Here is a 26,268-nt window from a genome sequence, read left to right as displayed (position 1 = left end):
GGTCGCTCTATGGTAAAAATGGATGAAATACAGAGAAGACTGCTGTTGGAGGTGGCAGACCTCCATGATGTGCCCCAGGGGGCGTATAACCTGCGGGCCAACGGCAAATCGGTAGGCCGCAGCAGCAGTGCCAATATCGAGATAACCTCCAAGGAGGATGGCAGCGGCATCGATATCCGCATCAAACCCGGCACCAAGAATGAAAGCGTGCATATTCCGGTGGTCATGAGCGAAAGCGGCCTGAAGGAAACAGTCTACAATGACTTCTATATCGGCGAAGGGGCTGATGTGGTGATTGTGGCCGGCTGCGGCATCGACAACTGCGGTCATCAGGATTCGGAACATGACGGTGTGCATCGCTTCTTTGTAGGCGAGAATGCCAAGGTCAAATATGTGGAGAAGCATTATGGCTCCGGTCAGGGCGATGGCCAGCGCATCCTGAACCCGGTCACGGAAGTAACCATGGAAGCGGGCAGCTCCATGGAGATGGAAATGGTGCAGATCAAGGGCGTGGATTCCACCAGCCGCACCACCAAGGCCAATCTCAAGGCCGATGCCAGCCTGATTGTGCGGGAACGCCTGATGACTCATGGCACGCAGTATGCTTACAGTGAATACGAGGTGTCACTGGATGGCGAAAATGCCAGTGCCGATGTGGTGTCCCGCGGTGTGGCCAAGGATAAGTCCTATCAGAAGCTGGATCTGCGCATTGTGGGCAATGCCGCCTGCCATGGTCATACGGAATGCGATTCCATCATCATGGATGAAGGCCGTATCTTGGCGGTACCGTCGCTGGAGGCCAATAATGTAGATGCCATGCTTGTGCATGAGGCCGCTATCGGCAAGATTGCCGGCGACCAGCTCATCAAGCTGATGACCTTGGGACTGACGGAAAAAGAAGCCGAGGAGCAGATCGTCAACGGGTTCCTGAAATAACCTGAAATAATTTTCGGCGAATTTTCTTATAATTCCCTTGTGTTATCGTGTATTTCGCGTTATACTATGTAGAAGATTCTATTTTTTGATAGGAGGGCTAGATGATGAAACACATCAAGACGGTCAACAAACCATCCATGCAGAAGACCCTGAAAACCGGCGGTTGCGGCGAATGCCAGGCTTCCTGCCAGTCCGCGTGCAAGACTTCCTGCACGGTAGGCAATCAGGTTTGCGAAAAGTAAGCAATTGCTTTATTATGGGCCTTCCCCTTGGGGAGGGCTTTTTACTTTTATTTCTGCTTTGTGTTAGTTAGGAGTTATAATGAAAGCTAAGATTCATAAATTCGTGCAGAATGGTACCTATATATTATTGGATATCAACAGCGGTGCTGTGCACGTTATCGATAAAATGATCTATGATATCATGGATACCTTTGACGGAGAAAATGATGCCGCTGTCGTCGCTGCTTGGCAGGACAGCTATAAGAAGGCAGATCTGGAAGAAGCTCTGGATGAACTCCATGCGCTGATGGATGCCGGCGAACTCTTTGCCCCGGACATTGATGTGCCGCCGACGTTCAAGCAGAAGGGGCTCGTGAAATCCCTGTGCCTGATGATTGCCCAGGACTGCAACCTGCGCTGCAAATACTGCTTCGGCGATGGTGGCAGCTACGGTCAGGAACGGGCCATCATGAGTCCCGAGACGGGTAAAAAGGCTGTTGACTTCCTCATAAAGAGCAGCGGTCCCCGCAAGCATCTTGAGATGGACTTCTTCGGCGGTGAACCGCTGATCAACATGAAGACCGTCAAGGCGGTGACGGAATACGCCCGCCAGCGCGAAAAGGAAACGGGCAAGAAGTTCAAGCTGACGCTGACCACCAATGGCCTCTTATTGAATGATGAAAACATCAAATGGCTCAATGACAATGACTTCTCGCTGGTGCTGTCTCTCGATGGCCGCAAGGAAGTCCATGATGCCATGCGTCCGGATGTGGGCGGCAATGGTTCCTATGACCGGGCCATCAAGAACTTCCATAAATGCCTGGATTCCCGCAAGGGCGGCGATTGGGACTACCGCGGTGTCTACACCTACCTGCGCGGCACCTACACGAAGAACAATATGGACTTCACCAAGGACGTGCTCTCCATGAATGATGAGGGCTTCGATATCCTGTCCATGGAACCGGTTGTGCTGAAGGACAGCCCGCTGGGCTTCACGGAGGAAGACCTGCCGCGCATCTATGCGGAATACGACAAGCTCACCGAAGCTTATATGAAACGCCATCACGAGGGCAAGGGCTTCTTCTTCTTCCATTTCAATATGGATCTTTCCAACGGCCCCTGCGTGGCCAAGCGCCTGTCTGGCTGCGGTGCTGGTCATGAGTATTTCGCTGTGGCGGAAAATGGTGACCTCTATCCCTGCCATCAGTTCGTAGGCCGAGAAGGCTATCGTTTGGGCAGCCTCGATGAGGGCGTAACGGACATGAAACTGCCCCAGTACTTCCGGGAAAGCCATGTGCTCAACAAGGAAAAATGCCGCGACTGCTGGTCGAGATTCTTCTGCTCCGGCGGCTGCCATGCCAATGCGGATCTCTTCCATGGCGATATCCGCCAGCCCTACGAAGTGGGTTGCGAGATCCAGAAGAAGCGTCTGGAATGTGCCATCTATGTGCAGGCCATGCTGGAACTGGAGAAAATGGAAAAAGAAGCCGAAAGAGCATAAGCATAAATATCATTTATGATGACTACAGCCTCCCCTTTTGGGGGAGGGAAACCGCGTAAGCGGTGGAAGGGGCTTAAGGAAGGAAATTGACTAAGCCCCTTTTGTCACACTTACGTGTGCCACCTCCCCCATAGGGGGAGGCTTTTTTATTACTTCCACCCCTATTTTTCATCCGAAAACACTTATTATTTATTCGTTGAGAATTTTTTGAAAAAAATGTGATGCATTCATAGAATAATTGCTGTAATTTATGATAAAAAGATTGACATTTGCGGGGGAGTTATTGTATTATAGTCTCTGTAAGAACTGAAACTTCTAAAAAATTTAGGGGGTATTTTTCAAATGGCAGTAAAAGTTGCTATCAATGGTTTTGGCCGTATTGGCCGTCTCGCTTTCCGTCAGATGTTCGATGCAGAGGGTTATGAAGTAGTTGCAATCAACGACCTCACGAGCCCGAAAATGCTCGCACACCTGCTGAAGTATGATTCCACGCAGGGCAAGTACAAGTACGCTGACAAGGTAGAGGCTGGCGAAGACAGCATCACCGTTAACGGCAAAGAAATCAAAATCTACGCTGAAAAGGATGCAAAAGACATTCCTTGGGGCAAGCATGATGTAGACGTAGTTCTCGAATGCACTGGTTTCTACACTTCCAAAGAAAAGGCTTCTGCACATCTGGCTGCAGGCGCTAAGAAAGTTGTTATCTCCGCTCCGGCTGGTAACGACCTCCCGACTATCGTATACAACGTTAACCATGAAACCCTGACGAAGGAAGACAAGGTTATCTCCGCTGCTTCCTGCACGACGAACTGCCTGGCTCCGATGGCTAAGGCTCTGAATGACCTGGCTCCGATCCAGTCCGGTATCATGTGCACGATCCACGCTTACACTGGCGACCAGATGACTCTGGATGGCCCGCAGCGTAAAGGCGACCTCCGTCGCAGCCGTGCAGCAGCTTGCAACATCGTTCCGAACTCCACGGGTGCTGCTAAAGCTATCGGCCTCGTAATTCCTGAACTGAAGGGCAAACTGATCGGTGCTGCACAGCGCGTTCCGACCCCGACTGGTTCCACGACGATCCTGAACGCTGTTGTCAAGGGCGACGTTACGGTTGAACAGATCAACGCTCAGATGAAGAAGGAAGCTACGGAATCCTTCGGTTACAACGAAGAAGAAATCGTATCCAGCGATATCGTTGGCATGCGTTTCGGTTCCCTGTTCGATGCTACGCAGACCATGGTTAACCCGGTTGAAGGTGGCACGCAGGTACAGGTTGTATCCTGGTACGACAACGAAAACAGCTACACGAGCCAGATGGTTCGTACGATCAAATACTTCGCTGAACTCGGCTAATTATTTGACTGTAGCATAACTTCATACTACGAAGATCTATTGAGGTCCGGCCTGGCAAACTTGGGCCGGGCCTCAATTTATTATTGTGGAGGTTTACAAATGGATAAGAAAACCCTGAAAGATATTGACGTCAAAGGTAAAAAAGTATTTGTCCGCGTTGACTATAACGTACCCTTCGATGAAAATCAGAACATCACCAACGACACCCGTATGGTTCGCACGCTGCCGACCATCAACTACCTGCTGGACAACGGCGCTGCTGTAATCCTGGCTTGCCATATCGGCCGTCCGACCGAAGCTCGTGAACCCCAGTTCTCCACGAAGCACCTCGTTGCTCATCTGTCCGAACTCCTGGGCAAAGATGTGAAATGGGCTTCTGACTGCGTGGGCGAAGTTGCTGAAAAAGCTGCTGCTGACCTCAAGGCTGGCGAAGTCCTGCTGCTGGAAAACCTCCGTTATCACAAAGCCGAAAAGAAAAATGATCCGGAATTTGCAAAACAGCTGGCAAGCCTCGCTGATGTAGCTGTTGACGACGCTTTCGGTGTATCCCACCGCGGCCATGCTTCCAACGCTGGTATCGCTCAGTATGTGGAAGTTGTTGCCGGTTTCCTGATGGAAAAAGAAATCAACTACATCGGCAAGACGCTGGAAGCTCCGCAGCATCCGTTTGTTGCCATCATCGGCGGCGCTAAGGTTTCCGATAAGATCGGCGTAATCAGCAACATGATCGATAAAGTCGACAAGATCATCATCGGCGGCGGCATGGCTCATACCTTTGATGCAGCTAAAGGCCTGCCCATCGGTGCATCCCTCTGCGAACCGGACAAGTATGACCTGGCTCGCGAATTGCTGAAGAAAGCAGAAGACAAGGGCGTAGAAGTAATCCTGCCGGTTGACCTGGTTATCGCTGACAAGTTCGCTGCTGATGCCAACACCCAGATGGTAGACGTGGACAAAGTTCCCGATGGCTGGCAGGCACTGGATTCCGGTGACAAGACTTCCGAAAAATACGTTGAAGCCCTCAAAGGCGCTAAGACGGTTGTTTGGAACGGTCCTATGGGCGTATTCGAATTCGACGCTTTCGCTAAAGGCACCCTGGCTGTGGCTGAAGCTGTTGCTAAGGCAACGGAAGAAGGCGCTATCTCCATCGTTGGCGGCGGTGACTCCGTAGCAGCTCTGAAGAAGACTGGCCTCACGGACAAGATTTCCCACGTTTCCACGGGCGGCGGCGCAACCCTCGAATTCCTCGAAGGCAAAGAGATGCCGGGCGTGGCAGCTATTGCAGATAAGTAAAATATAAAATAATAATATATGGGAGGCTATTATAATGGCTAGAACTCCGATTATTGCAGGCAACTGGAAGATGAACAACACGATCAAGGAAGGCGTTGAGCTGGTTAAGGCTCTGGCTCCTCTCGTTAAGGATGCTACGGTAGACGTTGTGGTTTGCCCGACGGCTACGGCTCTTTCTTCCGTTTGCGAAGCTGTTAAAGGCACCAACATCCATGTTGGCGCACAGAACGTTCATTGGGAAGCAAAAGGTGCTTTCACGGGCGAAATCTCCACGGGCATGCTCAACGAAATCGGCGTAGATTACGTTGTACTTGGCCACAGCGAACGCCGTGACTACTTCGGTGAAACGGATGAAGGCGTAAACAAGCGCGCTCGTGCTGCTTTTGCTGCTGGCATCACGCCGATCATCTGCTGCGGTGAATCCCTGGAAATCCGCGAAGCTGGCACTTACATCGACCACGTTGTGGCTCAGATCAATGCTGCTCTCGAAGGTTTCGAAGCTTCCGAAGTTGCAAAACTCGTTATCGCTTATGAACCGATCTGGGCTATCGGCACGGGCAAGACGGCTACCTTCGAACAGGCTGAAGAAGTCTGCAAGGCTATCCGTGAAGCTGTTGCCAAGAAATTCGACCAGACGGCAGCTGACGCTATCCGCATCCAGTACGGCGGCAGCGTGAAACCGGCTACGATCAAAGACCTCATGCAGCAGCCGAACGTTGACGGCGCTCTCGTAGGCGGTGCTTCCCTGAAGGCTGAAGATTTCAGCGCTATCGTAAACTTCTAATCTGTGTTTCTTAGAAGGAGCATATAAAAAACATGGCAACTCTTAAAAATGCACCTGTGGCCCTCATCATCATGGATGGCTGCGGCCTCGGTGACAAAACCGACAAGAACAACGCTGTACAGGTAGCCAACACGCCGGTACTCGACGGACTTCTTGCAAACTATAAGACCAGCCAGCTGCAGGCTTCCGGCGAATACGTCGGCCTGCCTGACGGTCAGATGGGCAACTCCGAAGTTGGTCATACCAACATCGGTGTCGGCCGCATCATCTATCAGCAGCTGACCCGCATCACCCGCGACATCAAGAATGGCGACTTCTTCAAGAACGAAGCGCTGATGTCCATCGTGAACGGTGTGAAAGAGCAGAACGGTGCCCTGCATCTGATGGGCCTCGTTTCTCCGGGTGGCGTACACAGCCATCAGGATCACCTCTATGCTCTGCTGGAAATGGCCAAGAAAAACGACATCAAGGAAGTGTATGTGCATGCATTCCTCGATGGCCGTGATGTGCCGCCCCAGAGTGCTCAGCCTTATCTCGAAGAACTCGAAGCCAAGTGCAAAGAGATCGGCGTAGGCTGCATCGCAACTGTCAGCGGCCGTTACTATGCTATGGACCGCGACAACCGTTGGGAACGCGTGGTCAAGGCTTATGAAGCTATCGCTCATGCCGAAGGCGTCAGCGCTGACAGCGCTGTAGCCGGCCTCAAGGCAAGCTATGACAATGAAGTCAACGATGAATTCGTTGTTCCTTTCGTGGTCAAGGGCTATGAAGGCATGAAGAACGGCGACGGCGCCATCTTCTTCAACTTCCGTCCGGACCGTGCCCGTCAGCTGACTCACTCCTTCGTGGATGAGACCTTTGACGGCTTCGAACGCGATGAGAACCTCAAGGTTCCCTTCGCTACGTTCTCCCAGTATGAAGACGGCATGAACGCTCTCGTAGCTTTCCCGCCTGAATCCATCAACAACACGCTGGGTGAGATCATCCAGAACAAGGGCATGACGCAGCTGCGCATTGCCGAAACCGAGAAGTACGCACATGTTACGTTCTTCTTCAACGGCGGCGTGGAAGAACCCTACAAGGGTGAAGATCGCATCCTCGTTCCGTCCCCGAAGGTTGCTACTTACGACCTCCAGCCGGAAATGAGCGCTGTGGAAGTTACGGATAAAGTTGTAGAGGCCATCAAATCCGGCAAATACGACTTCATCATCCTCAACTATGCAAACTGCGACATGGTTGGCCACACGGGCGTATTCCCGGCTGTTATCAAGGCTGTGGAAACCGTGGACACTTGCGTAGGCCGTTTTGTGGATGCCATCCGCGAAGTTGGCGGCGAGGTCTGCATCACTGCTGACCACGGCAATGCCGACAAGATGATGGACTATGAAAACGACCAGCCCTTCACCAAGCACACCACCAACCCCGTACCCTTCATCGTGGTATCTGACCGCGTGAAATCCGTACAGGATGGTGCCCTCTGCGATATCGCCCCGACTCTCCTGACGCTGGCAGGCGTGGAGATCCCGGCTGAAATGACGGGCAAGAATCTGGTGGAACTTTAATCAGCGGATAGAGGCAGTCTCCCTTGAGCAAGGAGGGCAGGCATCCGCCTGCCTATGCTAGCCCCTTGCCCGAGGAAGATCCTCAAGTATTATATTTTAGAAAAAGAGAGGAATACGAACAATGATTGCTTATTCACAAAAAGTGGAAGACATGGCATGCGTAGCCCAGGAAGTACACCATGGTGCTGCTCCCATTCCTGAAGAAGGCAAATGGGTAAAATCCAAGAACGTGCAGGACATCAGCGGCCTGACTCACGGTATCGGCTGGTGCGCACCTCAGCAGGGTGCCTGCAAGCTGACCCTGAACGTCAAGGAAGGCATCATCCAGGAAGCTCTCGTTGAAACCATCGGCTGCTCCGGTATGACTCATTCCGCAGCTATGGCAGCAGAAATCCTGCCGGGCCTGACGGTTCTCGAAGCTCTGAACACTGACCTCGTATGCGATGCCATCAACACCGCTATGCGCGAACTCTTCCTGCAGATTGCTTACGGTCGTTCTCAGACTGCATTCTCCGATGACGGTCTGCCCATCGGCGCTGGCCTTGATGACCTGGGTAAAGGTCTCCGCAGCCAGACGGGTACGCTGTACAGCACCCTCAAGAAGGGTCCCCGTTACCTCGAACTTGCAGAAGGCTATGTAACGAAACTCGGCCTGGACAAAGAAAACCGCGTAATCGGTTACGAAGTTGTTCAGCTGGGCAAGGTTATGGAAGCTGTACGTGCTGGCAAAGATGCTAACGAAGCTATCAAAGCCAACACCAGCACCAAGGGCCGTTTCGCTGACGCTGTCAAGACGATCGATCCGCGTGAAGAATAAGAAACACTTTCCGCGATATTTCTGTAAGTAAAAGAGAGGAATGAATAGAATGTCATTATTCGAAGGCTACGAACGCCGTATTGACCAGATTAATGAAGTTTGCAAAAAGTATGGTATTGCTTCCATTGAAGAAGCAAAGACCATCTGCGATGAAAAGGGCGTAAAAGCTTACGACATCGTAGGCGACCTGCAGCCGATCGCATTCGAGAATGCAAAATGGGCTTATACCCTCGGCGCTGCTATCGCTATCAAGAAGGGCTGCACGGCTGCTGCTGATGCTGCCAAAGCTATCGGCGAAGGCCTCCAGGCTTTCTGCGTACCGGGTTCCGTTGCTGACCATCGTAAAGTAGGTCTGGGCCATGGTAACCTCGGCGCTATGCTTCTGTCCGAAGAAGCTGGCTGCTTCGCATTCCTGGCTGGTCACGAATCCTTCGCAGCTGCTGAAGGTGCTATCGGTATCGCTCAGACGGCTAACAAGGTTCGTAAGAACCCCCTGCGCGTTATCCTGAACGGCCTCGGCAAAGACGCTGCTCAGATCATCAGCCGTATCAACGGTTTCACTTTCGTGGAAACGGAATACGACTTCAAGGCTGACAAAGTTAACGTTGTGAACGAGATCGCTTACAGCGATGGCCTCCGTTCCAAGGTTCGCTGCTACGGCGCTGAATCCGTACAGGAAGGCGTTGCTATCATGAAGCTTGAGAAGGTTGATATCTCCATCACTGGTAACTCCACCAACCCGACCCGCTTCCAGCATCCGGTTGCAGGCTGCTACAAGAAAGACTGCATCGAAAACGGCAAGAAGTACTTCTCCGTTGCTTCCGGCGGCGGTACGGGCCGTACGCTCCATCCGGACAACATGGCCGCTGGCCCGGCTTCCTATGGTATGACTGATACCATGGGCCGTATGCATGGTGATGCTCAGTTCGCAGGTTCTTCCTCCGTTCCGGCTCACGTTGACATGATGGGCCTCATCGGCGCTGGTAACAACCCGATGGTTGGTATGACCGTTGCTGTAGCTGTTGCTGTACAGGAAGCTATGAGCAAATAATTAAAGCTTGATTGCCTGCTGGCATGATGGCCAAAGGACTCACAATTCTTTTCAAAAGGATTGTGAGTCCTTTTTTGTGCCACGGTGGCTGCGGGAAGAGAAATTTTCTGGACAGATAGCAGGATTTCAGGCTGGCATGCAGAATTATTACAAGTAGTCAATTGGAGAAAGGGTGTTTGGATTATGAATCGTTGGGGAAAGGCTTTAGGCTGTGCGTTGTTGGTATCGGCATTGGTTGGGGGAGGATCTGTGGCTAGTGCCATGAATGTCACCGGCGTAAGCAAGGCCATGACCATTGGCGATAAAACGGTGACGGCCAGCGACCAGGAGGGCAACAAGGTGAAGTTCGTCACTGATGGCAAGGTCCTGCGGCTGATGAGTGCGGATGGTGCGGAGGATTATCTTTCCTTCAACAGCTTCGATGGCATCTATACAGGCGTAAGCTACAGTGTGCGGGCAATTGAGACGGCAGATCCAGCCATGCGCCTCTATGAGATTGCAGCTGACCGTCAGGGCAAGAGCTGTGGTTATTGGTTGGTGGGCAAGCACAGCAGTGGCGTCTGGACTACCTACGTATCCTGGAACAGCTTTGCCAATCTGGGGTTCCGTACGGATAGATGGCATCAGCTGAAAACCACCATTGAGAATCAGCAGTTGGTCGTTACGAGCTATGACAGCCGCGGCAGGATGGATTGGCGTGCCCAGGTTTTCTGGAACGACAAGGACGGCTGGTTCGGGCTGAAAAGATTTTAAAAAAAGATATTGACAGAAGCACCGGCTTTCGCATATAATATATTTTGTCAGTCACGAACTGATGAAATTGCTGATTTAGCTCAGTTGGTAGAGCAGCTCATTCGTAATGAGCAGGTCGTAGGTTCGAATCCTATAATCAGCTCCATATTTTCGCTGATTTAGCTCAGTTGGTAGAGCAGCTCATTCGTAATGAGCAGGTCGTAGGTTCGAATCCTATAATCAGCTCCATTGAGATCCATGGCCTCGCAATGCGGGGCCTTTTTGCTGTTTACATAAATAGATTTATTTTGTGGCACGAAAAAAGCCTTCCCTTAGGGAAGGCGATAATGCAAAGTGGCGGAGTGGAGAGGATTCGAACCTCCGCACCGGTTACCCAGCCTAACGATTTAGCAAACCGTCCTCTTCAGCCTCTTGAGTACCACTCCATATGGCGGAGAGGGTGGGATTCGAACCCACGGTGCCTTGCGACATCACCGGTTTTCAAGACCGGCTCCTTAAACCACTCGGACACCTCTCCGTAAAAGCAATATAATCGTAGCAGAAATCCGCAAAAAAGTCAAATTATATTGCTATTTTTATGGGGCAAGTGTATAATCATGGTAACGGTTTACATAGTTACGCTAGATGCGAAAATTTTGCTGGAAGCGCGGTAAGGAGTGTGTATCGTGAAGCTTGACAGCTTGAAAATTGTATTGGCATGTTTGGCAGTAGCTCTCTTTAGCTGAGTCTGTGGATGGATGGCAAAGAGTGGGGCAGGGGCGCCTGGGGGTGTCCCTGCTCTTTCTATTTACATATATATGGCTGATGTGGTAAAATTTTCACTAGGTGGGCAGGAATCTGCTCTGGTTATGACGAATGGTAAATAAGATTGAGCCTAGGAACCAGAATGGTTCCCAAGAGAGGGGAATGCTTCATGACCACAGATGATACACTTGTAAAACCAAAAGTTAAGATAAAAGTATTCGGCGTGGGCGGTGGCGGCAACAGCGTACTCATGCGCATGGGCCAGCACAATGATTTGGATATTGAGCTTTATGCTGTGAATACGGATGCCAAACAATTGCAGCGGGTAGCGGAAGTCGGCGTGAACTGCATCCAGATCGGTGAAGTACTGACACGGGGCCGGGGAACTGGCGGCAATATCCAGCTGGGTGAACAGGCCGCCAAGAATGATACGGCCAAATTGCAGGCCGCCATGAATGGCGCAGACATGGTCTTTGTTACGGCGGGCATGGGCGGTGGTACCGGTACCGGCGCAGCCCCGATTGTTGCCCGGCTGGCCAAGGAAATGGGCATTCTTTCCGTGGGCGTAGTGACAGTGCCCTTTTCTTTTGAAGGAAATCGGAAGAAGAAAGCTGCTCAGGATGGCATTACGATGATGCAGTCCCAGATGGATGCCTTGATTGCCGTGGAAAACGATAATCTGTCCAAGCTGCCGGAAAATCGCCGCATGTCCCTGGTACAGGCCTTTGAATGTGCGGATAATATTTTGAAGCAGGCCATCAACTGTGTGGCGGAGCTGATCCTCACTACCGGTGTGATCAATGTGGATTTCGCCGATGTCACGACAATCTTCCGTCAGAGTGAGTCCAGTGATGCCCTGCTGGGCATCGGTGTCAGTGACCGCAGTGCGGTGGATGCTGTGAAGATAGCTGCAGAAAGCCCCTTGGTGGACAAGGATCTGTCCGGTGCCCGGGGCATTATCCTCAATCTGACAGGTGACAGCACCCTGAGCCTTTATGATGTGGATGAGGCTTCCCAATATATCGTCAAGCATACGGATCCGGAGGTCAATATCATTCTGGGCACGGTGCAGGATGAAAGCATGAAGGGGAAAGTGCAGGCAACCATCATTGCCACGGACTTTGCCGACAGTGTGGTCATGAAGGCACCGACAGTCAAGGTACCGGAAAGCGCCATCAAGCAGGAGACCTTGCAGAAGGAGACGTTCCAGCTGGATACGCCGTCTTTCATGAGCAAGCCTAAAGCAGAGGCAGCACAGCCTTTTGCGATTCCTGCCTTTAAGTTGGCGGATGGGCTGGATCAGGATAAGCATTAAGAGAGGAATAGCGATCGATTTGAGTATACATAGATTTTCCCGCACGGAATTGTTGCTGGGGCAGCAGGGCTTGAAACACCTGGCAGCTGCAACGGTAGCGGTGTTCGGTGTAGGAGGCGTAGGTTCCTTTACCGTGGAGGCACTGGCACGAGCCGGTGTCGGCCATCTGGTATTGGTGGACAATGATGAGATCAGTCTGACCAATATCAACCGGCAGCTCCATTCTTTGAGCTCCACAGTGGGACGAATGAAGACCGAGGTAATGCGGGAGCGCATTCTGGATATCAATCCTGCGGCGCAGGTAACCGTAATCAATGATTTTTATCTGCCGGATAATGCCGACAGATTTTTTATTACCAGCTACGATTATGTGGTGGATGCCATCGATACAGTGGCGGGGAAGGTCAGCCTGGCAGTGGAATGCCAAAAACGACATATTCCCGTCATGGCCAGTATGGGGGCCGGCAATAAGCTGGATCCTGCCCGGTTCGAAATTACGGATATCTATAAGACAAGTGTGGATCCTTTGGCCCGGGTTATGCGCAAGAAGTTGAAAGAACAGGGCGTAAGGAAGCTGAAGGTGGTGTATTCCACCGAGCAGCCGCGGCAGGTGATTTTGCCGGCTGATGGTGTGGCAGAGAAGAAAGGTAGTGCCGGTCGCACGGCACCGGGCAGCATTTCCTTCACACCTTCGGTGGCGGGGCTGCTTATCGCCAGTGAAGTGGTGAAGGATCTGACTGGTAATTTCGGGGAGGCAGAGAAATGAAGATTGCAGTATTAGGCTGTGGCCGTTGGGGCTCCTTTCATGCCTGGTATGCCCAGCGTATTGGTCATCAGGTGATGCTTTGGGGACGTAAGGGCTCGAAGCATTTGGCCGCTTTGCAGGCAACGCGGAAGAATGAGTATCTGACACTGCCTGATGCGGTGGAACTTACGGATGATCTGGCCGGGGTGGTGGCCTTTGCCGATATTGTCATCATTTCCATCAGCGCCCAGAAACTGCGGGAATTCTGCCAGCAGTTAAAATTTCTGCCGGATTTGACGCAGAAGAAGTTTGTGCTTTGCATGAAGGGGCTGGAAATCGGTACAGGTAAGCGGCTGACCACCATTATGGCAGAGGAACTGGGCACAGACCTGAAGACAGCTGTCTGGGTGGGGCCCGGTCATGTGCAGGATTTTGTGCGGGAGATTCCCAACTGCATGGTGATTGCGTCCAAGGAAATGCAGCTGACCAAGGATTTGGTCACGGCCTTTGCCAGCCCGTTGATCCGTTTTTATTACGGTGAGGATCTGTTGGGGACGGAAATCGGTGCAGCGGCGAAAAATGTCATGGGCCTGGCAGCGGGGATGTTGGACGGCCTGAACTACAGCAGCCTCAAAGGTGCTTTGATGGCCCGGGGCACCCGGGAACTCTCCCGTCTGATTGAGAAGATGGGCGGAGATAAGATGACGGTGTACGGCCTGTCCCATTTGGGGGATTATGAAGCCACTCTGTTCTCCCACTTTAGCCATAATCGCTGCTTTGGTGAGGATTTCATCCGGGGCAAAAGCTTCACGAAATTGGCCGAAGGCGTATACACAGTGGAGGCCTTGATGGACATTGCCCGGGAGTATCAGCTGGAACTGCCCATTTGCGGGACGGTCTATGCGATTATTCACGAGCATAAGGATCCGCAAGAGGAGCTGTTGAAATTATTTTTGCGTGACAACAAGGCCGAGCAGGAATGAGGGCTGTGTTGTCAGGATTAGGAAGGTTTTTTAAAAGGTATAAGGAAAGATGAAACAATTCCCCTTTGCGATAAATACAATCAAAGAGTTGCAAGATTGCGTGGAGCAGGTGCGGGAGGAAAGCCGGCAGATGCCGGCGCTGTCCAGTGTGTTGGTGTCCGTGTTCATGGACACCAGTAAGGTACAGATGCTGACCGATATTCAGAAAGGCGTACAGGCTGTATTTCCGGAAGCGCAGATCATCGGTGCTGTCTCCAGTGGTGAATTGGTCAATGGCAGGCTGCTGGATCAGGGCGTTGTGGTGAACTTCACCTTCTTTGAGAAGGCTGCGGTGCGGGTATTTGCTTATGATTTCCAGGAGAGGAAAAGCAATACGGCGGGCCGGGATCTGCTCTCTATTCTGCAGGCTGACAAGGAAGCGGCGGCAGTGGAGGTGATCTCTGCCGGCTTCCATTTGGATATCAATCCCTTTTTCAAGCAGTTGTCTGCCTCCCGCCGGAAGATTGTCTTCTTTGGCGGGCTGGCCGATGATGGCAGCTTAGGGAAGAACGGTCTGGTCTTTACCCATAAGGAGCAGATCCGCCATGGTGTGGTGGTGGCGGTTTTCAGTGGCAAGGATCTCCATGTGCAGGCCAAGTCCAGTTTCGGCTGGAAGCCCTTGGGCCGCACCATGACGGTGACCAGGATGGATGGGGATTTCTGCCTGCAAGAACTGGATGGCCGTCCGCCCTTGGAGGTCTTTGAGAAATATCTGGGCATCCGGAATACGGAGAGCTTTTTGGTGGAGGCCCTGACGTTTCCCTTTTACTTTGAACGTCATGGCACTACGCTGGCCCGTCATCCCCGCCGCTGCCGCGATGATGGCAGCATGATGTTTGGCGCTGATTTCCGGGTGGGCGAGCAGGTGCGGCTGGCTTATGGCGATCCGGGCGAGATCATCGACAACGCTATGTCCCTGCAGGAGAAGATGGCCAGCTTCAAGCCGGAGGCCATCTTCGTCGTCAGCTGCGTGGCCCGTTGGATGCTGTTGGGCAGTGATACGGAAAAGGAGCTGGCCATCAGCAAACATTTGGCCTCCTCGGCAGGCTTCTATGCCTATGGTGAGTTCATGCGCAATGAGAACGGGGAAATCATGGTTTCCAATATGACCCTGGTGACCATCGGCATGCGTGAGGGCTTGAGCCTGGGACGGCAGTCCAATGTGGTGCCGCCACGCCCCAAGCTCAATCAGCATCGCACTTTGATGACCAGACTGGTGCATTTCATTGAAACCACGTCCCAAGAACTGGAGGAGTCCAACCGGAAGCTCAAGCATCTGGCCCAGATCGACCGGCTTACAGGACTCTTCAATCGCGGGGAAACGGAAGCCAATCTGCGGGAACTCCTGAAGCGTGCCCAGAAACTCAATGAGCCCTTATCGGTATTGATGATGGATGTGGACGATTTCAAGGTAATCAATGACAGTTATGGTCATGCTGTCGGTGACGATACCTTGAAGAAGATTGCCAATATCCTGCAGATGAATACCCGCCGGGGGTCCGATGTCCCCGGGCGCTGGGGCGGCGATGAATTCTTCGTGGTTCTGCCAGGCTCCGGGATCGAACGGGCCAGGATCATTGCGGAGCGGGTAGGTCGTTTGATCAACGAACAGGCTGTCCTGGAGGATGGTTCCATGGTCACCACCAGTATCGGCGTGGTGACGGCTGCTTCGGATGATACGCCGGATACCTTATTCAAGCGGGCTGATGGCGCTCTCTATGAGGCCAAGCAGATCCGCGGGAAGAATAATGTGGTTGTGCATTAAATTTATTTTACAGGGAGGAACGTAATGGACGTTTTAGCGGGGATTATCTTTATTTTCATGTATATGGTGATCGTGTCGGAGAAGATCCATCGTACGGTGGCGGCTATGCTGGGCGCTACCTCGATGATTCTGCTGGGCATTCTGTCTCAGGAGACGGCACTGCATCATGTGGACTTCAACACACTAGGGCTGCTGGTGGGCATGATGGTGCTGGTTGGTGTTACCAGTCACACGGGGCTCTTTGACTTCGTGGCCATCAAGGCGGCCAAGGTGGCCAAGGCGGAACCAAAGCGGATTCTCATCTATCTGGCGCTGATCACGGCGGTGTTTTCCGCCTTTTTGGACAACGTGACCACAGTGCTGTTGATGGTGCCGGTGACCTTCAGCATAACTCAGAAACTTCATCTGAAGGCAAATCCGTTCCTGCTAACCCAGATCATCGCCTCCAATATCGGTGGCACGGCAACTCTTATCGGCGATCCGCCGAATATCATGATCGGCAGTGCGGTCAAGGAATTGACCTTTGTGGCTTTCATTGAAAATCTGGCACCTATTGCCATCCTGAACCTGATCATCGTGATTTTCCTGGTGGAAATCATTTACAAGAAAGGGCTTCATACTAAGCCGGAACTGCAGGCTGAACTCATGGCCATGGATGAGCATAAGTCCCTGAAGGACCGTCGCCTGCTGAAGAAGTCGCTGTTTGTATTGGGCTTGGTCATCCTGGGTTTCTTCACCCATTCCTTCACCCATATCGAATCCTCGATGATTGCCTTGACGGGCGGCTTCCTGCTGCTGCTTTTGGCAGGCGGCAGCCATCATTTGGTGGAAAGCTCCATGAAGTCCGTGGAATGGGCGACGATCTTCTTCTTTATCGGTCTGTTCATTGCCGTGGGCGGTCTGATTGAAACGGGCATTATCGGCAGCATGGCCAGCCATGCGGTGGAGCTCACCGGCGGTGATGTGACCGCTACGTCTCTGCTGGTGCTCTGGCTCAGTGCGATCGTTTCGTCGGTGCTGGATAACATCCCCTTCGTGGCGACGATGATTCCGCTGATCCAGAATATGGGGGCCATGGGTGTCAGCAATCTGGAACCTATCTGGTGGAGTCTGGCGCTGGGCGCCTGTCTGGGGGGCAACGGTACCCTGGTCGGTGCTTCGGCTAACCTGATTGTGGCCGGTCTGGCAGCAGAACGCGGCGTGAAGATCACCTTCATCAATTATTTCAAGATAGGTTTTCCCATCATGCTCTTGACGATTGTACTGTCAACGGTGTATGTTTATATCCGGTACCTGATTTGACCGGTGTATGGCTCATAAATTCCGGTGGAATTTATGAGCCATATTTTTAACTAAATGTTTTTATTGGCAGGACTTTTTGGCAAAAAAGCGAAAGCCTGTACATTGAAGGAGGAGTTTTTCTTGGCAAAATTTGGCGGGCGTGGTTATGGCATGGCCATTCTCTTTGTGGTGATTGGCGCAATCCTGGGGGGAATTTTGGGACAACTGCTGACAGGCGTTGAGGCCTTAAGCGGTGTTATGCCCTATCTGGTGAATACCTTTCCCGTATTTGATACATCGGCATTCACCATCAATCTTTATGTAATCCAGCTGACCATTGGCCTGGCCTTTGCGCCGAATCTCATGAGCATCCTGGGCATCGTCATTGCCCTGGTATTATTCCGCCGTTACTAAGAAAGGAGATTGTATTATGTTTATTTTGGCATCGGGTTCACCGCGGAGAAAAGAACTCCTCCAGCAGATCAAGGCCCGTTTCGATATCCGTATCAGCGCAGCCGAGGAGTTGTCCGGCGATACCTTAAGTCCCGCAGAGCTTGTGGAAAAGAATGCGGCGGCCAAGGCGCTGGCTGTGGCGCGCATCCATCCCAATCAGGCGGTTTTGGGCGCCGATACGGTGGTGGCTTTGGACGGGCATACCTATGGAAAACCGGACAGCCGCGAGGATGCAGTGCGGATGCTGAAGGAATTTTCCGGCAGGACACATCAGGTGCTCACTGGCATTGCCTGGGTGAATAACGAACACCTTTTCACTGATGTGGTGGTTACTGAGGTGGAGTTTGCCCAGCTGGCTGATACGGAAATCGAGCGCTATGTGCAGAGCGGGGAGCCTATGGACAAGGCTGGCGCCTATGCCATCCAGGGGGCAGCAGCGGAGTTCATCGTGGGCATCCATGGTTCCTTCACCAATGTGGTGGGCTTGCCCCTTAATGCGACGGTCCGGTTGGCGCGAAAGGCAGGCGTGAATTTGTATGGCGATTATGGTGAGGGATTTGCCCCCTGAGGAGCGTCCCAGGGAAAAATTACTGCTTTGCGGTGCGGCGGCCCTGAGCAATGCAGAGCTTTTGGCCATTTTGCTGCGCAGCGGTACAAAGAAAAAATCCGTGCTGCGCATTGCTGAGGAGATCTTAGCCCATATCAAGGAGCAGGGACTGGCCGGTATGGTGCATATTTCCGTGGCGGAACTGGCAAAGATCGATGGCATCGGCAAGGTGAAGGCCCTGACCTTGCAGGCGGCGATTGAGCTGGGGCGGCGGCTCTCTGTCCAGCAGGCGGCAAAAATTGAGATCATCCATGGGCCGGAGGACGTGGCGCATTACGCCATGCCCCGTTATCGTTTCGAGCAGAAGGAGCATTTTGCGGTGCTGCTGCTGAATACCAAGAATCATATCTTAGGGATGCCGGAGGTGTCCGTGGGGAGTTTATCGGCTTCTGTGGTACATCCCCGGGAGGTGTTCCGGGCGGCCATCGATTATGCGGCAGCCTCTATGATCCTACTGCACAATCACCCCAGCGGCGATCCCACCCCCAGCCGGGAGGATATCGCCGTCACCGAACGCATGGTCAAGGCAGGAAAAATCATGGACATCCCCGTGCTGGATCATGTGGTGCTGGGGAATGAACGCTTTACGAGCTTCAAGGAGCAGGGGCTTATACATTAAAGAAAAAAATCTGAAAAAAAAATAGTTTGCCTGTTATCAAAATAACTATCTTGTGTTACAATAAGGTAGTTATTTTTATTTTGACAATGTACGCTGTGGAACTTGCGGCGTAGATATATGGTTATCTGAAGGGAGTTTTTGGACAAAATGTGGAGTCTGTTTGGTGGTTTTTCGCACGATATGGGTATTGACCTGGGCACGGCTAATACGCTGGTGCATGTGAAGGGCAGAGGCATTGTGCTGCGTGAACCTTCCGTAGTGGCAATCAAGAGCGACACGGGCGATGTGCTGGCTGTGGGTGAGGAAGCAAAACAGATGATTGGCCGTACGCCGGGCAACATCATCGCCATTCGTCCCATGAAGGATGGCGTTATCGCAGACTTTGATGTGACGCAGGCCATGCTGAAATACTTCATCCGCAAGGCTATGAACACGAAATCCTTTGTGCGTCCCCGCGTGGTGGTCGGCGTTCCCTCCGGTGTTACAGAAGTGGAGAAGCGTGCCGTAATCGATGCAGCCCAGCAGGCCGGTGCCCGCGAAGCTTATTTGATTGAAGAACCCATGGCTGCAGCTATCGGTGCAGGCCTGCCGGTGGAAGAAGCTACCGGCAGCATGGTGGTTGATATCGGCGGCGGCACCACGGAAATCGCTGTGATCTCTTTGGGCGGTATCGTAGTGAGCTGCTCCATCCGTATCGGTGGTGATGAGATGGACAGCGCCATCGTGCAGTATATCAAGCGCATGTACAACCTTATGATCGGTGAGCGCACGGCAGAAGCCATCAAGGTGACCATCGGTACGGCTATCGTGACGCCGGAAGCTGACAAGACCATGGAAATCCGTGGCCGTGACCTGGTTTCCGGTCTGCCGAAGACTTTGACCATTCAGGCCAAGGAAATCCGCGAAGCCCTCAACGATCCCATTTACAAGATTATCGATGCGGTGAAGGGCACGCTGGAGAAGACGCCGCCTGAACTGGCAGCAGACGTTATGGACCATGGCATCATGATGACCGGCGGCGGTGCGCTGCTGACGAATCTGGACAAGCTGCTGTCCCATGAGACGGGCATGCCGGTGCTGGTTTCCGAAGATGCCCTCTCCTGCGTAGGTGAAGGTACGGGCCGTTCCCTGGAGAACATCGAACTGCTGAAGCGCGTGGTTATGACCAGCAAGAAGCTGAGAAGCTGATATAAAAAATGAGTAATCGTGTAAGAAGAGATAAGGAAGACGGACGCAAAGGCTGGGCCATGGTGTTTGTCACCATCAGCCTCTTTTGCATCATATTTTTTGCGGCCCGGGGCCGTTTCCAGGCACCGGTGAGCAGCCAGGCCGTTTCGCTGGTGTTATCCCCCTTCCAGCAGGCTGTGTCCTGGGTTGCCAATGAAGTCCATTATGTCACTGGGGCAGTCTGGGAGATGGCTACGCTTTATGAGCAGAACAAGATGCTGCGCAATGAAGTGGAGCAGCTGCGGGGGATAAACCTGCAGGCCAACGAAGCTCTGGCAGAAAATGAACGCTTGCGGGCCATGGTGGGCTATACTCAGTCTGCCCGTCAGTTTGATATGGTAGCTGCCCGGGTGATTGGCCGGGAGTCGGATACCTGGTCCCGGATGATCGTCATTGACCGGGGCACGGCCAGTGGCGTCAAAGAGGATATGCCGGTGGTGACACCGCAGGGGCTTGTAGGCCGGGTGGTGGAAGCCGGACCGAATTCTTCCAAGGTACAGCTGATCTTAGATCCTCGCTCCTCAGTAGGGACCATCGTCCAGCGGGCAGAATCCCGGGTAACGGGCATTGTGCAGGGCGATATGGATAATCCTACTATGCCGCAGATGGTGAACATTCCCAAGAATGCGGATGTGGTTGAAGGGGATGTCATCGTCACCTCTGGTTTTGGCGGCATCTTCCCTAAGGGCATTATCGTGGGGCTGGTGAGCAGTCTCAAAAATGATGATGGCGGCCTGTTGAAGATCGGCGTATTGGAATCGGCGGTGGACTTCCAGAAGCTGGAAGATGTACTGGTGATTACCGCCTCCCGTGAGGCACCGCCGGAACCCATCAAACCGCCGCCACAGACGCCAGGCACAGAGACGGACCCGCAGGCACAGGCAGCTGATAAAGCGGAGGCGCAGCAATGAGCGGCTATTGCAAGCTGGCCATCTTCGTCGTGATGCTCTATGTGCTGCAGACTTCATTTTTTCCACTGATTGCCTATCATGGCATCAGTCCGGATTTCATGTTGCTGCTGACCGTGTCCTATGCTTTTTTGAAGGGGACGGAAAAGGGCACCTTGATGGGCTTTATCACAGGATTGATGATGGATCTGGCCACGGGAACTTTTTTCGGCATTCATGCCTTCACCCATCTGATCATTGGGAATATCTGCGGACGTTTTGCCAATCGGGTTTACAAGGAACAGTTTTTCCTGCCAGTGTTCGCATCTTTAGGGGTAACGACGTTTAACTATTTTATTTTAGCGTTACTTATGGTATTATTAGGTTATCGCTTTAATCCGATCAGCAACGTGCAGGTTACATTGCTGCCCATGCTGATCTACCAGCTGGCGTTTGCCTATCCGGTGCATTATCTGACCTATCAATTGGATAAGAAACTCAGCTTAAAAGATACAAATTGATTAAGGCACCTTAGGGTGCCTTTTTTATGGGAGAGATAATTTTTGGTCGAAAATGACGAATATGGCGGCAGAATAAATGTCCTGGGTTGGTTGTCCGTGCTGGTCATTGCTGTCCTGATCGGACGGGCGGGCTATCTGCAGATCTACGATGGTGAGCATTATGCAAGGCTGGCGGAGGGAAACCGCATCCGTATCATTCCCACCATGGCGCCCCGTGGGACATTTTTTGACCGCAATGGGCAGCTGCTGGTGCAGAATCGTCCGGGCTTTGCCGTATCCCTGATGCCGGTGATGACCAAGATCGATCCGGTGGTCGTGGAGCGTCTGTCGGAACTCTTGAAGGTGCCGGTGGAGGAAATCAACAAGAAGATCGAAGCCCATACCGGCTTTGACCCCATCCGCATCAAGGCGGATGTGACACCGGACATCGTTACCATCATCGAAGAACAGAAGAATATTTACCCCGGTGTCATCATCGAGGTACAGCCCATCCGCGACTACATGAATAAGGAAGAAGCGGCTCATACCTATGGCTATGTCAGTGAGATCAACGACATGGAGCTGGAGAAGAAAAAGGATGAGGGCTATAAGAGCGGTGATATCATCGGCAAGTTCGGCCTGGAAAAGATTTACGATAAGGAACTGCGCGGTGAGAACGGCGGCCAGCAGGTGGAAGTCGATGTGACGGGTAAGCCCGTGCAGATCATCGGCAATAAGCCGCCGACGCCGGGGGATGACCTGTATCTGACCATCGATAAGGATCTCCAGACGGCGGCGGAAAAGGCTGTGGATGAGCAGCTCAAGCAGATCCATGCCAATGCCGCGGCCGCTGTGGCCATGAATCCCATGACAGGGGAAATCTATGCCATGGTGAGCCGGCCGGCCTTTGATCCGAACCTCTTTGCCCATGGCATTTCCGCCAAGGATTGGAACAAGCTCAATAACAATCCTTACCATCCCATGGATAACAAGGCCATCACCGGTGAATATCCGCCGGGGTCCACCTTCAAGATCATCACGGGTACAGCTGCGCTGACCGAAGGGGTGGTAACGCCTTCGGAGCTCATCATGGACAGTGGTCATCACTGGATCATCCCCAAGGGCAATGCTGAGGGCGAGGCCTTGGGCCTGATCAATTTCCAGCAGGCCATGGCCCATTCCGATAACGTCTATTTCTATGAGATGGGCAACCGCCTGGGCATTGACCGGTTGGAAAAATACGCCCGCATGTTCGGCCTGGGCAAGATCACGGGTATTGACCTGCCCTATGAATCCGATGGTCTGGTGGCTAACCGCCGTTATAAGGAGAAGAACTTCGAGGATGGCGAATGGTATCTCTCGGAAACCTTCGATGCGGCTATCGGTCAGGGCTTCAATCTGGTGACGCCGCTGCAGGCCGCCATGGTCATGGGGGAGATTGCTGCTGATGGCAAGCGTTACAAGCCCCATCTGGTCAGCCGCATCGTAGGCCCCGATGGCAAGACGGTGAAGGAATTCACGCCGGAGCTTCTGGGCACGTTGGATGTACCGGCGGAGGATATCCAGCTGGTGCAGGCCGGTCTCCATGATGTTACCAAGTATGGTACCGCTGCCAGCATCTTCAAGGGATTCCCCATTGAGATCGCCGGCAAGACCGGTACGGCAGAAAATCCCCATGGCCGTGACCACGGCTGGTTTGTGGCCTATGGTCCCTTTGGAGATCCGAACATCGTGGTAGCTGTCATTGTGGAACAGGGTGGTTTCGGTTCCCAATCCGCGGTGCCGATTGGCCGCAAGATTCTGGAAGCCTGGTTCGGCCTCAATAAACCGGATCCGGCCAAGCAAGCAGCTGATGGGCAGAAAAAACAGTAAGTAGACTATATGATATAGAAACGAGGGCAGCCATGAGTGAAGATATTGTAAAAATCAAGGGAACTTCCCTTGGGTTACAGCTGAGCTTTGCCCCGGAGGCATCCTTTGAAGATGTGCGGGAGAATCTGAGGCAGAAACTTGAGTCTGGCACCACCTTCTTTTTGCGGGGCACCTTGGTGCTGATTCCCCGGGATGTGTTCATGGGCAGCGAAAGAGATGAACTTCAGCATCTGTTCCATGAGTATGGCCTGATCTGCCGTACCCAGAAGCCGGAGGCAGAAAAGGTACAGAAGCCGGAAACAAAGGCACCGGCACCTACACCCCAGCCGGCATCGCCACCGGTCAATGAGCCTGAGGACCTAAAGCCTCAGGAGATGGTGGTGGTCAACAAGACGCTGCGGGGCGGACAGGAGATCCGCACGAAATCCTCGGTGCTGGTCTGCGGCAACGTCAATCCCGGTGCCCAGATCATCGCCGGAGGCAGCATCGACATCCGCGGCACCTGCCGTGGCATGGTGCATGCCGGGGCCTATGGTGACAGTACGGCATTTATCATTGCCGACCACCTGATGCCCACCCAGATTCGGATATCCAATCTGATCGCCCGTTCCCCGGACGAAATGGAAAAGACCGACCGCGCAGAGCGCGCTTCCATAAAAGATGGTCAAATCGTAATCGAACCAATAGAAAGGCAGGATAAGACAATATGAGTGAAATCTACGTAATTACCTCTGGCAAAGGCGGTGTTGGCAAGACTACGACCACGGCTAACTTAGGTATGGGACTGGCTATGCGGGGCAAGAAGGTTGTTCTGGTGGATACCGATACGGGCCTGCGGAACCTCGATTTGATGCTGGGCCTGGAAAACCGCATCATGTATGACCTGATTGACGTGACGGAAGGCCGGGTGGCTTTCAAGAAAGCGCTGGTTCGTCATAAGAAATATGAAAACCTCTTTTTGCTGCCGACTTCCCAGGTAAAGGATAAGATGTCGGTAAATCCCGAACAGCTGGTGAAGCTCTGCGATGAGCTGCGCCGCGAGTTTGACTATATCCTGATCGACTGCCCAGCCGGCATCGAGCAGGGCTTCAAGACAGCAATCGCTGCTGCGGATACGGCTCTCGTGGTGACCATGCCGGAAATCGCCGCTGTCCGCGATGCGGATAAGATCATCGGCGAGCTGGGCCGCGCTGACAAGGATAATATCAAACTGATTGTCAACCGTATCCGTCCCTCCATGGTGGAAAGTGGCGAGATGCTGGATATGGACGATATCAACGATATCCTGTCGCTGGACTGCATCGGTCAGGTGCCTGATGACATCAAGGTCGTTACGGCAGCCAACAAAGGTGAGCCCTGTGTGGCTTCCGATGACAGCCAGGCAGGGCAGGCTTACCGCAATATCGTGTCGCGTATGCTGGGTGAGGATGTGCCCTTTATGGACTTCCATAAAGAAGGCTGGTGGACTCGTCTCAAGCATATGTTCAGAAGATAAGGAGGGGTTATATGTTGGACGCATTGATGAAAATATTTGGCAAGAAGGAGCAGTCAGGGAAAATCGCCCATGACCGCCTGAAAGTGGTGCTTATCCATGATCGTGCAAATATTTCCCCTGAAGTCATGGATAATCTGAAGAATGATATCATCAAGGTGATTTCCAATTACATGGAAATCAACCAGCATGATATGGAAATTTCCCTGGCCAATGATGATGATTCTGTGGCTCTTGTAGCCAATATCCCCGTCAGCAGCATGAAGCATGACAAGGGCTGAGGGAAGAGTTGAACAACAGAAATGACTAAATCCATTTTACGCCGTACAGACATTACACTGCTGGCGGCAACCGCCGGCATCATCATCATGAGTCTGGTGATCATCGGCAGTGCTACCCATGTCAATACTCCCGGTGAGGAGCGGTATTGGTTCGTGGCTCGCCAGGGTATCTTTGCGGTGGTGAATATCGCTTTTGCAGCTTTTTTGATGAACTTCGATTATAAGGTGCTGCAGGGCTACGGCAACAAGCTCTATATCTTCAACCTGATCATGCTGGTAGCCGTCATGTTGGTGGGACAATCGGCATTGGGTGCCCAGCGCTGGATTTCCATCGGGCCCATCAGCATCCAGCCTTCGGAGTTTTCCAAGATCATCATGATCGTGTCTTTGGCCACCATGCTGGAGACCCGTGTGGGCAAGCTCAATACGCTGCATGATCTTTTGCCGGTAGCGGCTTATGTGGGCCTGCCCTTCCTGCTGGTTTTGAAGCAGCCGGATTTGGGCACATCGCTGGTATTCATGGCCATCTTCCTGGGCATGGTCTTTGTCTGCGGTATCAATCTGCGATTGCTGGGAGGGCTCTTTGCTGCCGGCATTGCCATGATGCCGATACTCTGGCATTTCCTGAAGGATTATCAGAAGATGCGTATCATGGTCTTTATGGATCCCAATGTGGATCCGTTAGGATCGGGGTATCATATCATCCAGTCCAAGATTGCCATTGGCTCCGGTATGCTCTTTGGCAAGGGGCTCTTTGAGGGCACTCAGAGCCAGTTGAACTTTTTGCCGGAGAACCACACGGACTTCATCTTTGCCGTGGTGGGTGAGGAACTGGGCTTTATCGGCGTTGTGTGTCTGCTCCTGCTGTATCTCGTGGTACTCTGGCGCGGCGTGCAGATCGCCAAGGACGCCAGTGATATCTTCGGCCGTCTGCTGGCCGTGGGCATCACGTCCATGCTGGCCTTCCATGTGCTGGTCAATGTGGGCATGACTTTGGGCATCATGCCGGTAACCGGTATCCCCTTGCCGCTCATGAGTTATGGCGTCAGCTCGCTGACGACGAATATCATGGCGATTGCGATATTGCTGAATATCCAACTTAGAAAAAAGAAACTGGAATTTTAGGGAAGGCTCCTTTCGGGAGCCTTCTCTTAAATCTTATATGTGTATGAGCTGAATGAAAGATG

26 protein-coding genes and 4 tRNA genes are annotated in these 26,268 nt (G+C 52.6%); 28 read left to right on the top strand and 2 right to left on the bottom strand.

Annotated elements, in window-relative coordinates:
• Nucleotides 1-9 precede the first annotated feature (9 nt).
• The 12 genes from SELR_RS12305 (at nucleotide 10) to SELR_RS12255 (ending at nucleotide 10,499) form a co-directional block, all read left to right on the top strand.
• The gene (locus tag SELR_RS12305) at nucleotides 10-936 is read left to right on the top strand and encodes a SufB/SufD family protein (RefSeq protein WP_014425552.1); all 927 of its coding nucleotides are present in this window, start codon (nucleotides 10-12) and stop codon (nucleotides 934-936) included.
• 104 nt (nucleotides 937-1,040) lie between these two features.
• Nucleotides 1,041-1,178: a six-cysteine ranthipeptide SCIFF gene (scfA, locus tag SELR_RS18150; protein WP_065813989.1), complete on the top strand. Its 138-nt coding sequence runs from the start codon at nucleotides 1,041-1,043 to the stop codon at nucleotides 1,176-1,178.
• A gap of 79 nt (nucleotides 1,179-1,257) precedes the next feature.
• Nucleotides 1,258-2,658: a thioether cross-link-forming SCIFF peptide maturase gene (scfB, locus tag SELR_RS12300; protein WP_014425550.1), complete on the top strand. Its 1,401-nt coding sequence runs from the start codon at nucleotides 1,258-1,260 to the stop codon at nucleotides 2,656-2,658.
• A gap of 342 nt (nucleotides 2,659-3,000) precedes the next feature.
• A complete protein-coding gene (gene gap / locus SELR_RS12295; RefSeq protein WP_014425549.1) occupies nucleotides 3,001-4,011 on the top strand; it encodes a type I glyceraldehyde-3-phosphate dehydrogenase in 1,011 nt (336 codons plus the stop codon).
• Nucleotides 4,012-4,110: 99 nt separating this feature from the next.
• Nucleotides 4,111-5,304, top strand: coding sequence for a phosphoglycerate kinase (locus SELR_RS12290; protein ID WP_014425548.1), 1,194 nt, complete (start codon nucleotides 4,111-4,113; stop codon nucleotides 5,302-5,304).
• Between the two features lie 34 nt (nucleotides 5,305-5,338).
• Complete coding sequence (tpiA, locus tag SELR_RS12285; protein ID WP_014425547.1) at nucleotides 5,339-6,088, top strand: triose-phosphate isomerase; 750 nt, start codon at nucleotides 5,339-5,341, stop codon at nucleotides 6,086-6,088.
• Nucleotides 6,089-6,120: 32 nt separating this feature from the next.
• Entirely contained in the window at nucleotides 6,121-7,650 is a 1,530-nt protein-coding gene (gene gpmI, locus SELR_RS12280; protein WP_014425546.1) for a 2,3-bisphosphoglycerate-independent phosphoglycerate mutase, read from the top strand.
• Nucleotides 7,651-7,771: 121 nt separating this feature from the next.
• The gene (locus tag SELR_RS12275; protein ID WP_014425545.1) at nucleotides 7,772-8,467 is read left to right on the top strand and encodes an iron-sulfur cluster assembly scaffold protein; all 696 of its coding nucleotides are present in this window, start codon (nucleotides 7,772-7,774) and stop codon (nucleotides 8,465-8,467) included.
• A 49-nt stretch (nucleotides 8,468-8,516) separates the two neighbouring features.
• Nucleotides 8,517-9,518: a GGGtGRT protein gene (locus tag SELR_RS12270; RefSeq protein ID WP_014425544.1), complete on the top strand. Its 1,002-nt coding sequence runs from the start codon at nucleotides 8,517-8,519 to the stop codon at nucleotides 9,516-9,518.
• A 183-nt stretch (nucleotides 9,519-9,701) separates the two neighbouring features.
• Entirely contained in the window at nucleotides 9,702-10,271 is a 570-nt protein-coding gene (locus tag SELR_RS12265; RefSeq protein ID WP_158645817.1) for a hypothetical protein, read from the top strand.
• A gap of 69 nt (nucleotides 10,272-10,340) precedes the next feature.
• A tRNA-Thr gene (locus tag SELR_RS12260) sits at nucleotides 10,341-10,416 on the top strand.
• A 7-nt stretch (nucleotides 10,417-10,423) separates the two neighbouring features.
• Nucleotides 10,424-10,499 (top strand) — tRNA-Thr (locus SELR_RS12255).
• Nucleotides 10,500-10,605: 106 nt separating this feature from the next.
• Here SELR_RS12255 and SELR_RS12250 read toward each other — a convergent pair.
• A tRNA-Ser gene (locus tag SELR_RS12250) sits at nucleotides 10,606-10,696 on the bottom strand.
• Between the two features lie 3 nt (nucleotides 10,697-10,699).
• A tRNA-Ser gene (locus SELR_RS12245) sits at nucleotides 10,700-10,788 on the bottom strand.
• Nucleotides 10,789-11,184: 396 nt separating this feature from the next.
• On the opposite strand from SELR_RS12245, the gene ftsZ reads away from it, so the two are divergent.
• The 16 genes from ftsZ to rodA all read left to right on the top strand — a co-directional run bounded on the left by ftsZ (nucleotide 11,185) and on the right by rodA (nucleotide 26,206).
• Nucleotides 11,185-12,330: a cell division protein FtsZ gene (gene ftsZ / locus SELR_RS12240; RefSeq protein WP_014425542.1), complete on the top strand. Its 1,146-nt coding sequence runs from the start codon at nucleotides 11,185-11,187 to the stop codon at nucleotides 12,328-12,330.
• Nucleotides 12,331-12,349: 19 nt separating this feature from the next.
• Nucleotides 12,350-13,096 carry a tRNA threonylcarbamoyladenosine dehydratase gene (locus SELR_RS12235; protein ID WP_014425541.1) on the top strand — a complete coding sequence of 249 codons (747 nt, stop codon included), beginning with the start codon at nucleotides 12,350-12,352 and terminating at the stop codon, nucleotides 13,094-13,096.
• A complete protein-coding gene (locus SELR_RS12230) occupies nucleotides 13,093-14,058 on the top strand; it encodes an NAD(P)H-dependent glycerol-3-phosphate dehydrogenase (RefSeq protein ID WP_014425540.1) in 966 nt (321 codons plus the stop codon). Before SELR_RS12235 ends, SELR_RS12230 begins: the two co-directional genes overlap by 4 nt.
• A 49-nt stretch (nucleotides 14,059-14,107) precedes the next feature.
• Entirely contained in the window at nucleotides 14,108-15,862 is a 1,755-nt protein-coding gene (locus SELR_RS12225) for a sensor domain-containing diguanylate cyclase (protein WP_014425539.1), read from the top strand.
• 24 nt (nucleotides 15,863-15,886) lie between these two features.
• Nucleotides 15,887-17,164 carry an ArsB/NhaD family transporter gene (locus SELR_RS12220; RefSeq protein WP_014425538.1) on the top strand — a complete coding sequence of 426 codons (1,278 nt, stop codon included), beginning with the start codon at nucleotides 15,887-15,889 and terminating at the stop codon, nucleotides 17,162-17,164.
• Between the two features lie 120 nt (nucleotides 17,165-17,284).
• Nucleotides 17,285-17,557 (top strand): DUF4321 domain-containing protein, encoded by a 273-nt coding sequence (locus SELR_RS12215; protein WP_014425537.1) that lies wholly within the window; start codon nucleotides 17,285-17,287, stop codon nucleotides 17,555-17,557.
• Nucleotides 17,558-17,573: 16 nt separating this feature from the next.
• Nucleotides 17,574-18,164 carry a Maf family protein gene (locus SELR_RS12210; RefSeq protein WP_014425536.1) on the top strand — a complete coding sequence of 197 codons (591 nt, stop codon included), beginning with the start codon at nucleotides 17,574-17,576 and terminating at the stop codon, nucleotides 18,162-18,164.
• Nucleotides 18,133-18,822, top strand: coding sequence for a RadC family protein (gene radC, locus SELR_RS12205; RefSeq protein ID WP_014425535.1), 690 nt, complete (start codon nucleotides 18,133-18,135; stop codon nucleotides 18,820-18,822). The genes SELR_RS12210 and radC overlap by 32 nt, the downstream gene beginning before the upstream one ends.
• 147 nt (nucleotides 18,823-18,969) lie before the next feature.
• The gene (locus tag SELR_RS12200) at nucleotides 18,970-20,010 is read left to right on the top strand and encodes a rod shape-determining protein (protein ID WP_041914415.1); all 1,041 of its coding nucleotides are present in this window, start codon (nucleotides 18,970-18,972) and stop codon (nucleotides 20,008-20,010) included.
• A gap of 8 nt (nucleotides 20,011-20,018) precedes the next feature.
• Nucleotides 20,019-20,960, top strand: a complete 942-nt coding sequence (mreC, locus tag SELR_RS12195; RefSeq protein ID WP_014425533.1) for a rod shape-determining protein MreC — start codon at nucleotides 20,019-20,021, stop codon at nucleotides 20,958-20,960.
• Nucleotides 20,957-21,457, top strand: coding sequence for a rod shape-determining protein MreD (mreD, locus tag SELR_RS12190; protein WP_014425532.1), 501 nt, complete (start codon nucleotides 20,957-20,959; stop codon nucleotides 21,455-21,457). Before mreC ends, mreD begins: the two co-directional genes overlap by 4 nt.
• A 42-nt stretch (nucleotides 21,458-21,499) precedes the next feature.
• Entirely contained in the window at nucleotides 21,500-23,308 is a 1,809-nt protein-coding gene (gene mrdA / locus SELR_RS12185) for a penicillin-binding protein 2 (RefSeq protein WP_014425531.1), read from the top strand.
• Nucleotides 23,309-23,340: 32 nt separating this feature from the next.
• Nucleotides 23,341-24,018, top strand: coding sequence for a septum site-determining protein MinC (gene minC / locus SELR_RS12180; protein ID WP_014425530.1), 678 nt, complete (start codon nucleotides 23,341-23,343; stop codon nucleotides 24,016-24,018).
• Nucleotides 24,015-24,803 carry a septum site-determining protein MinD gene (gene minD, locus SELR_RS12175; protein ID WP_014425529.1) on the top strand — a complete coding sequence of 263 codons (789 nt, stop codon included), beginning with the start codon at nucleotides 24,015-24,017 and terminating at the stop codon, nucleotides 24,801-24,803. Before minC ends, minD begins: the two co-directional genes overlap by 4 nt.
• A gap of 11 nt (nucleotides 24,804-24,814) precedes the next feature.
• Nucleotides 24,815-25,081, top strand: a complete 267-nt coding sequence (minE, locus tag SELR_RS12170; RefSeq protein ID WP_014425528.1) for a cell division topological specificity factor MinE — start codon at nucleotides 24,815-24,817, stop codon at nucleotides 25,079-25,081.
• A gap of 21 nt (nucleotides 25,082-25,102) precedes the next feature.
• Nucleotides 25,103-26,206 carry a rod shape-determining protein RodA gene (rodA, locus tag SELR_RS12165; protein WP_014425527.1) on the top strand — a complete coding sequence of 368 codons (1,104 nt, stop codon included), beginning with the start codon at nucleotides 25,103-25,105 and terminating at the stop codon, nucleotides 26,204-26,206.
• Nucleotides 26,207-26,268 lie beyond the last annotated feature (62 nt).

Origin of the sequence: Selenomonas ruminantium subsp. lactilytica TAM6421 (genome assembly GCF_000284095.1) — a bacterium.
Classification (GTDB): Bacteria; Bacillota; Negativicutes; order Selenomonadales; family Selenomonadaceae; genus Selenomonas_A; species Selenomonas_A lactilytica.
This window is presented reverse-complemented; position numbering and strand designations above follow the sequence as displayed.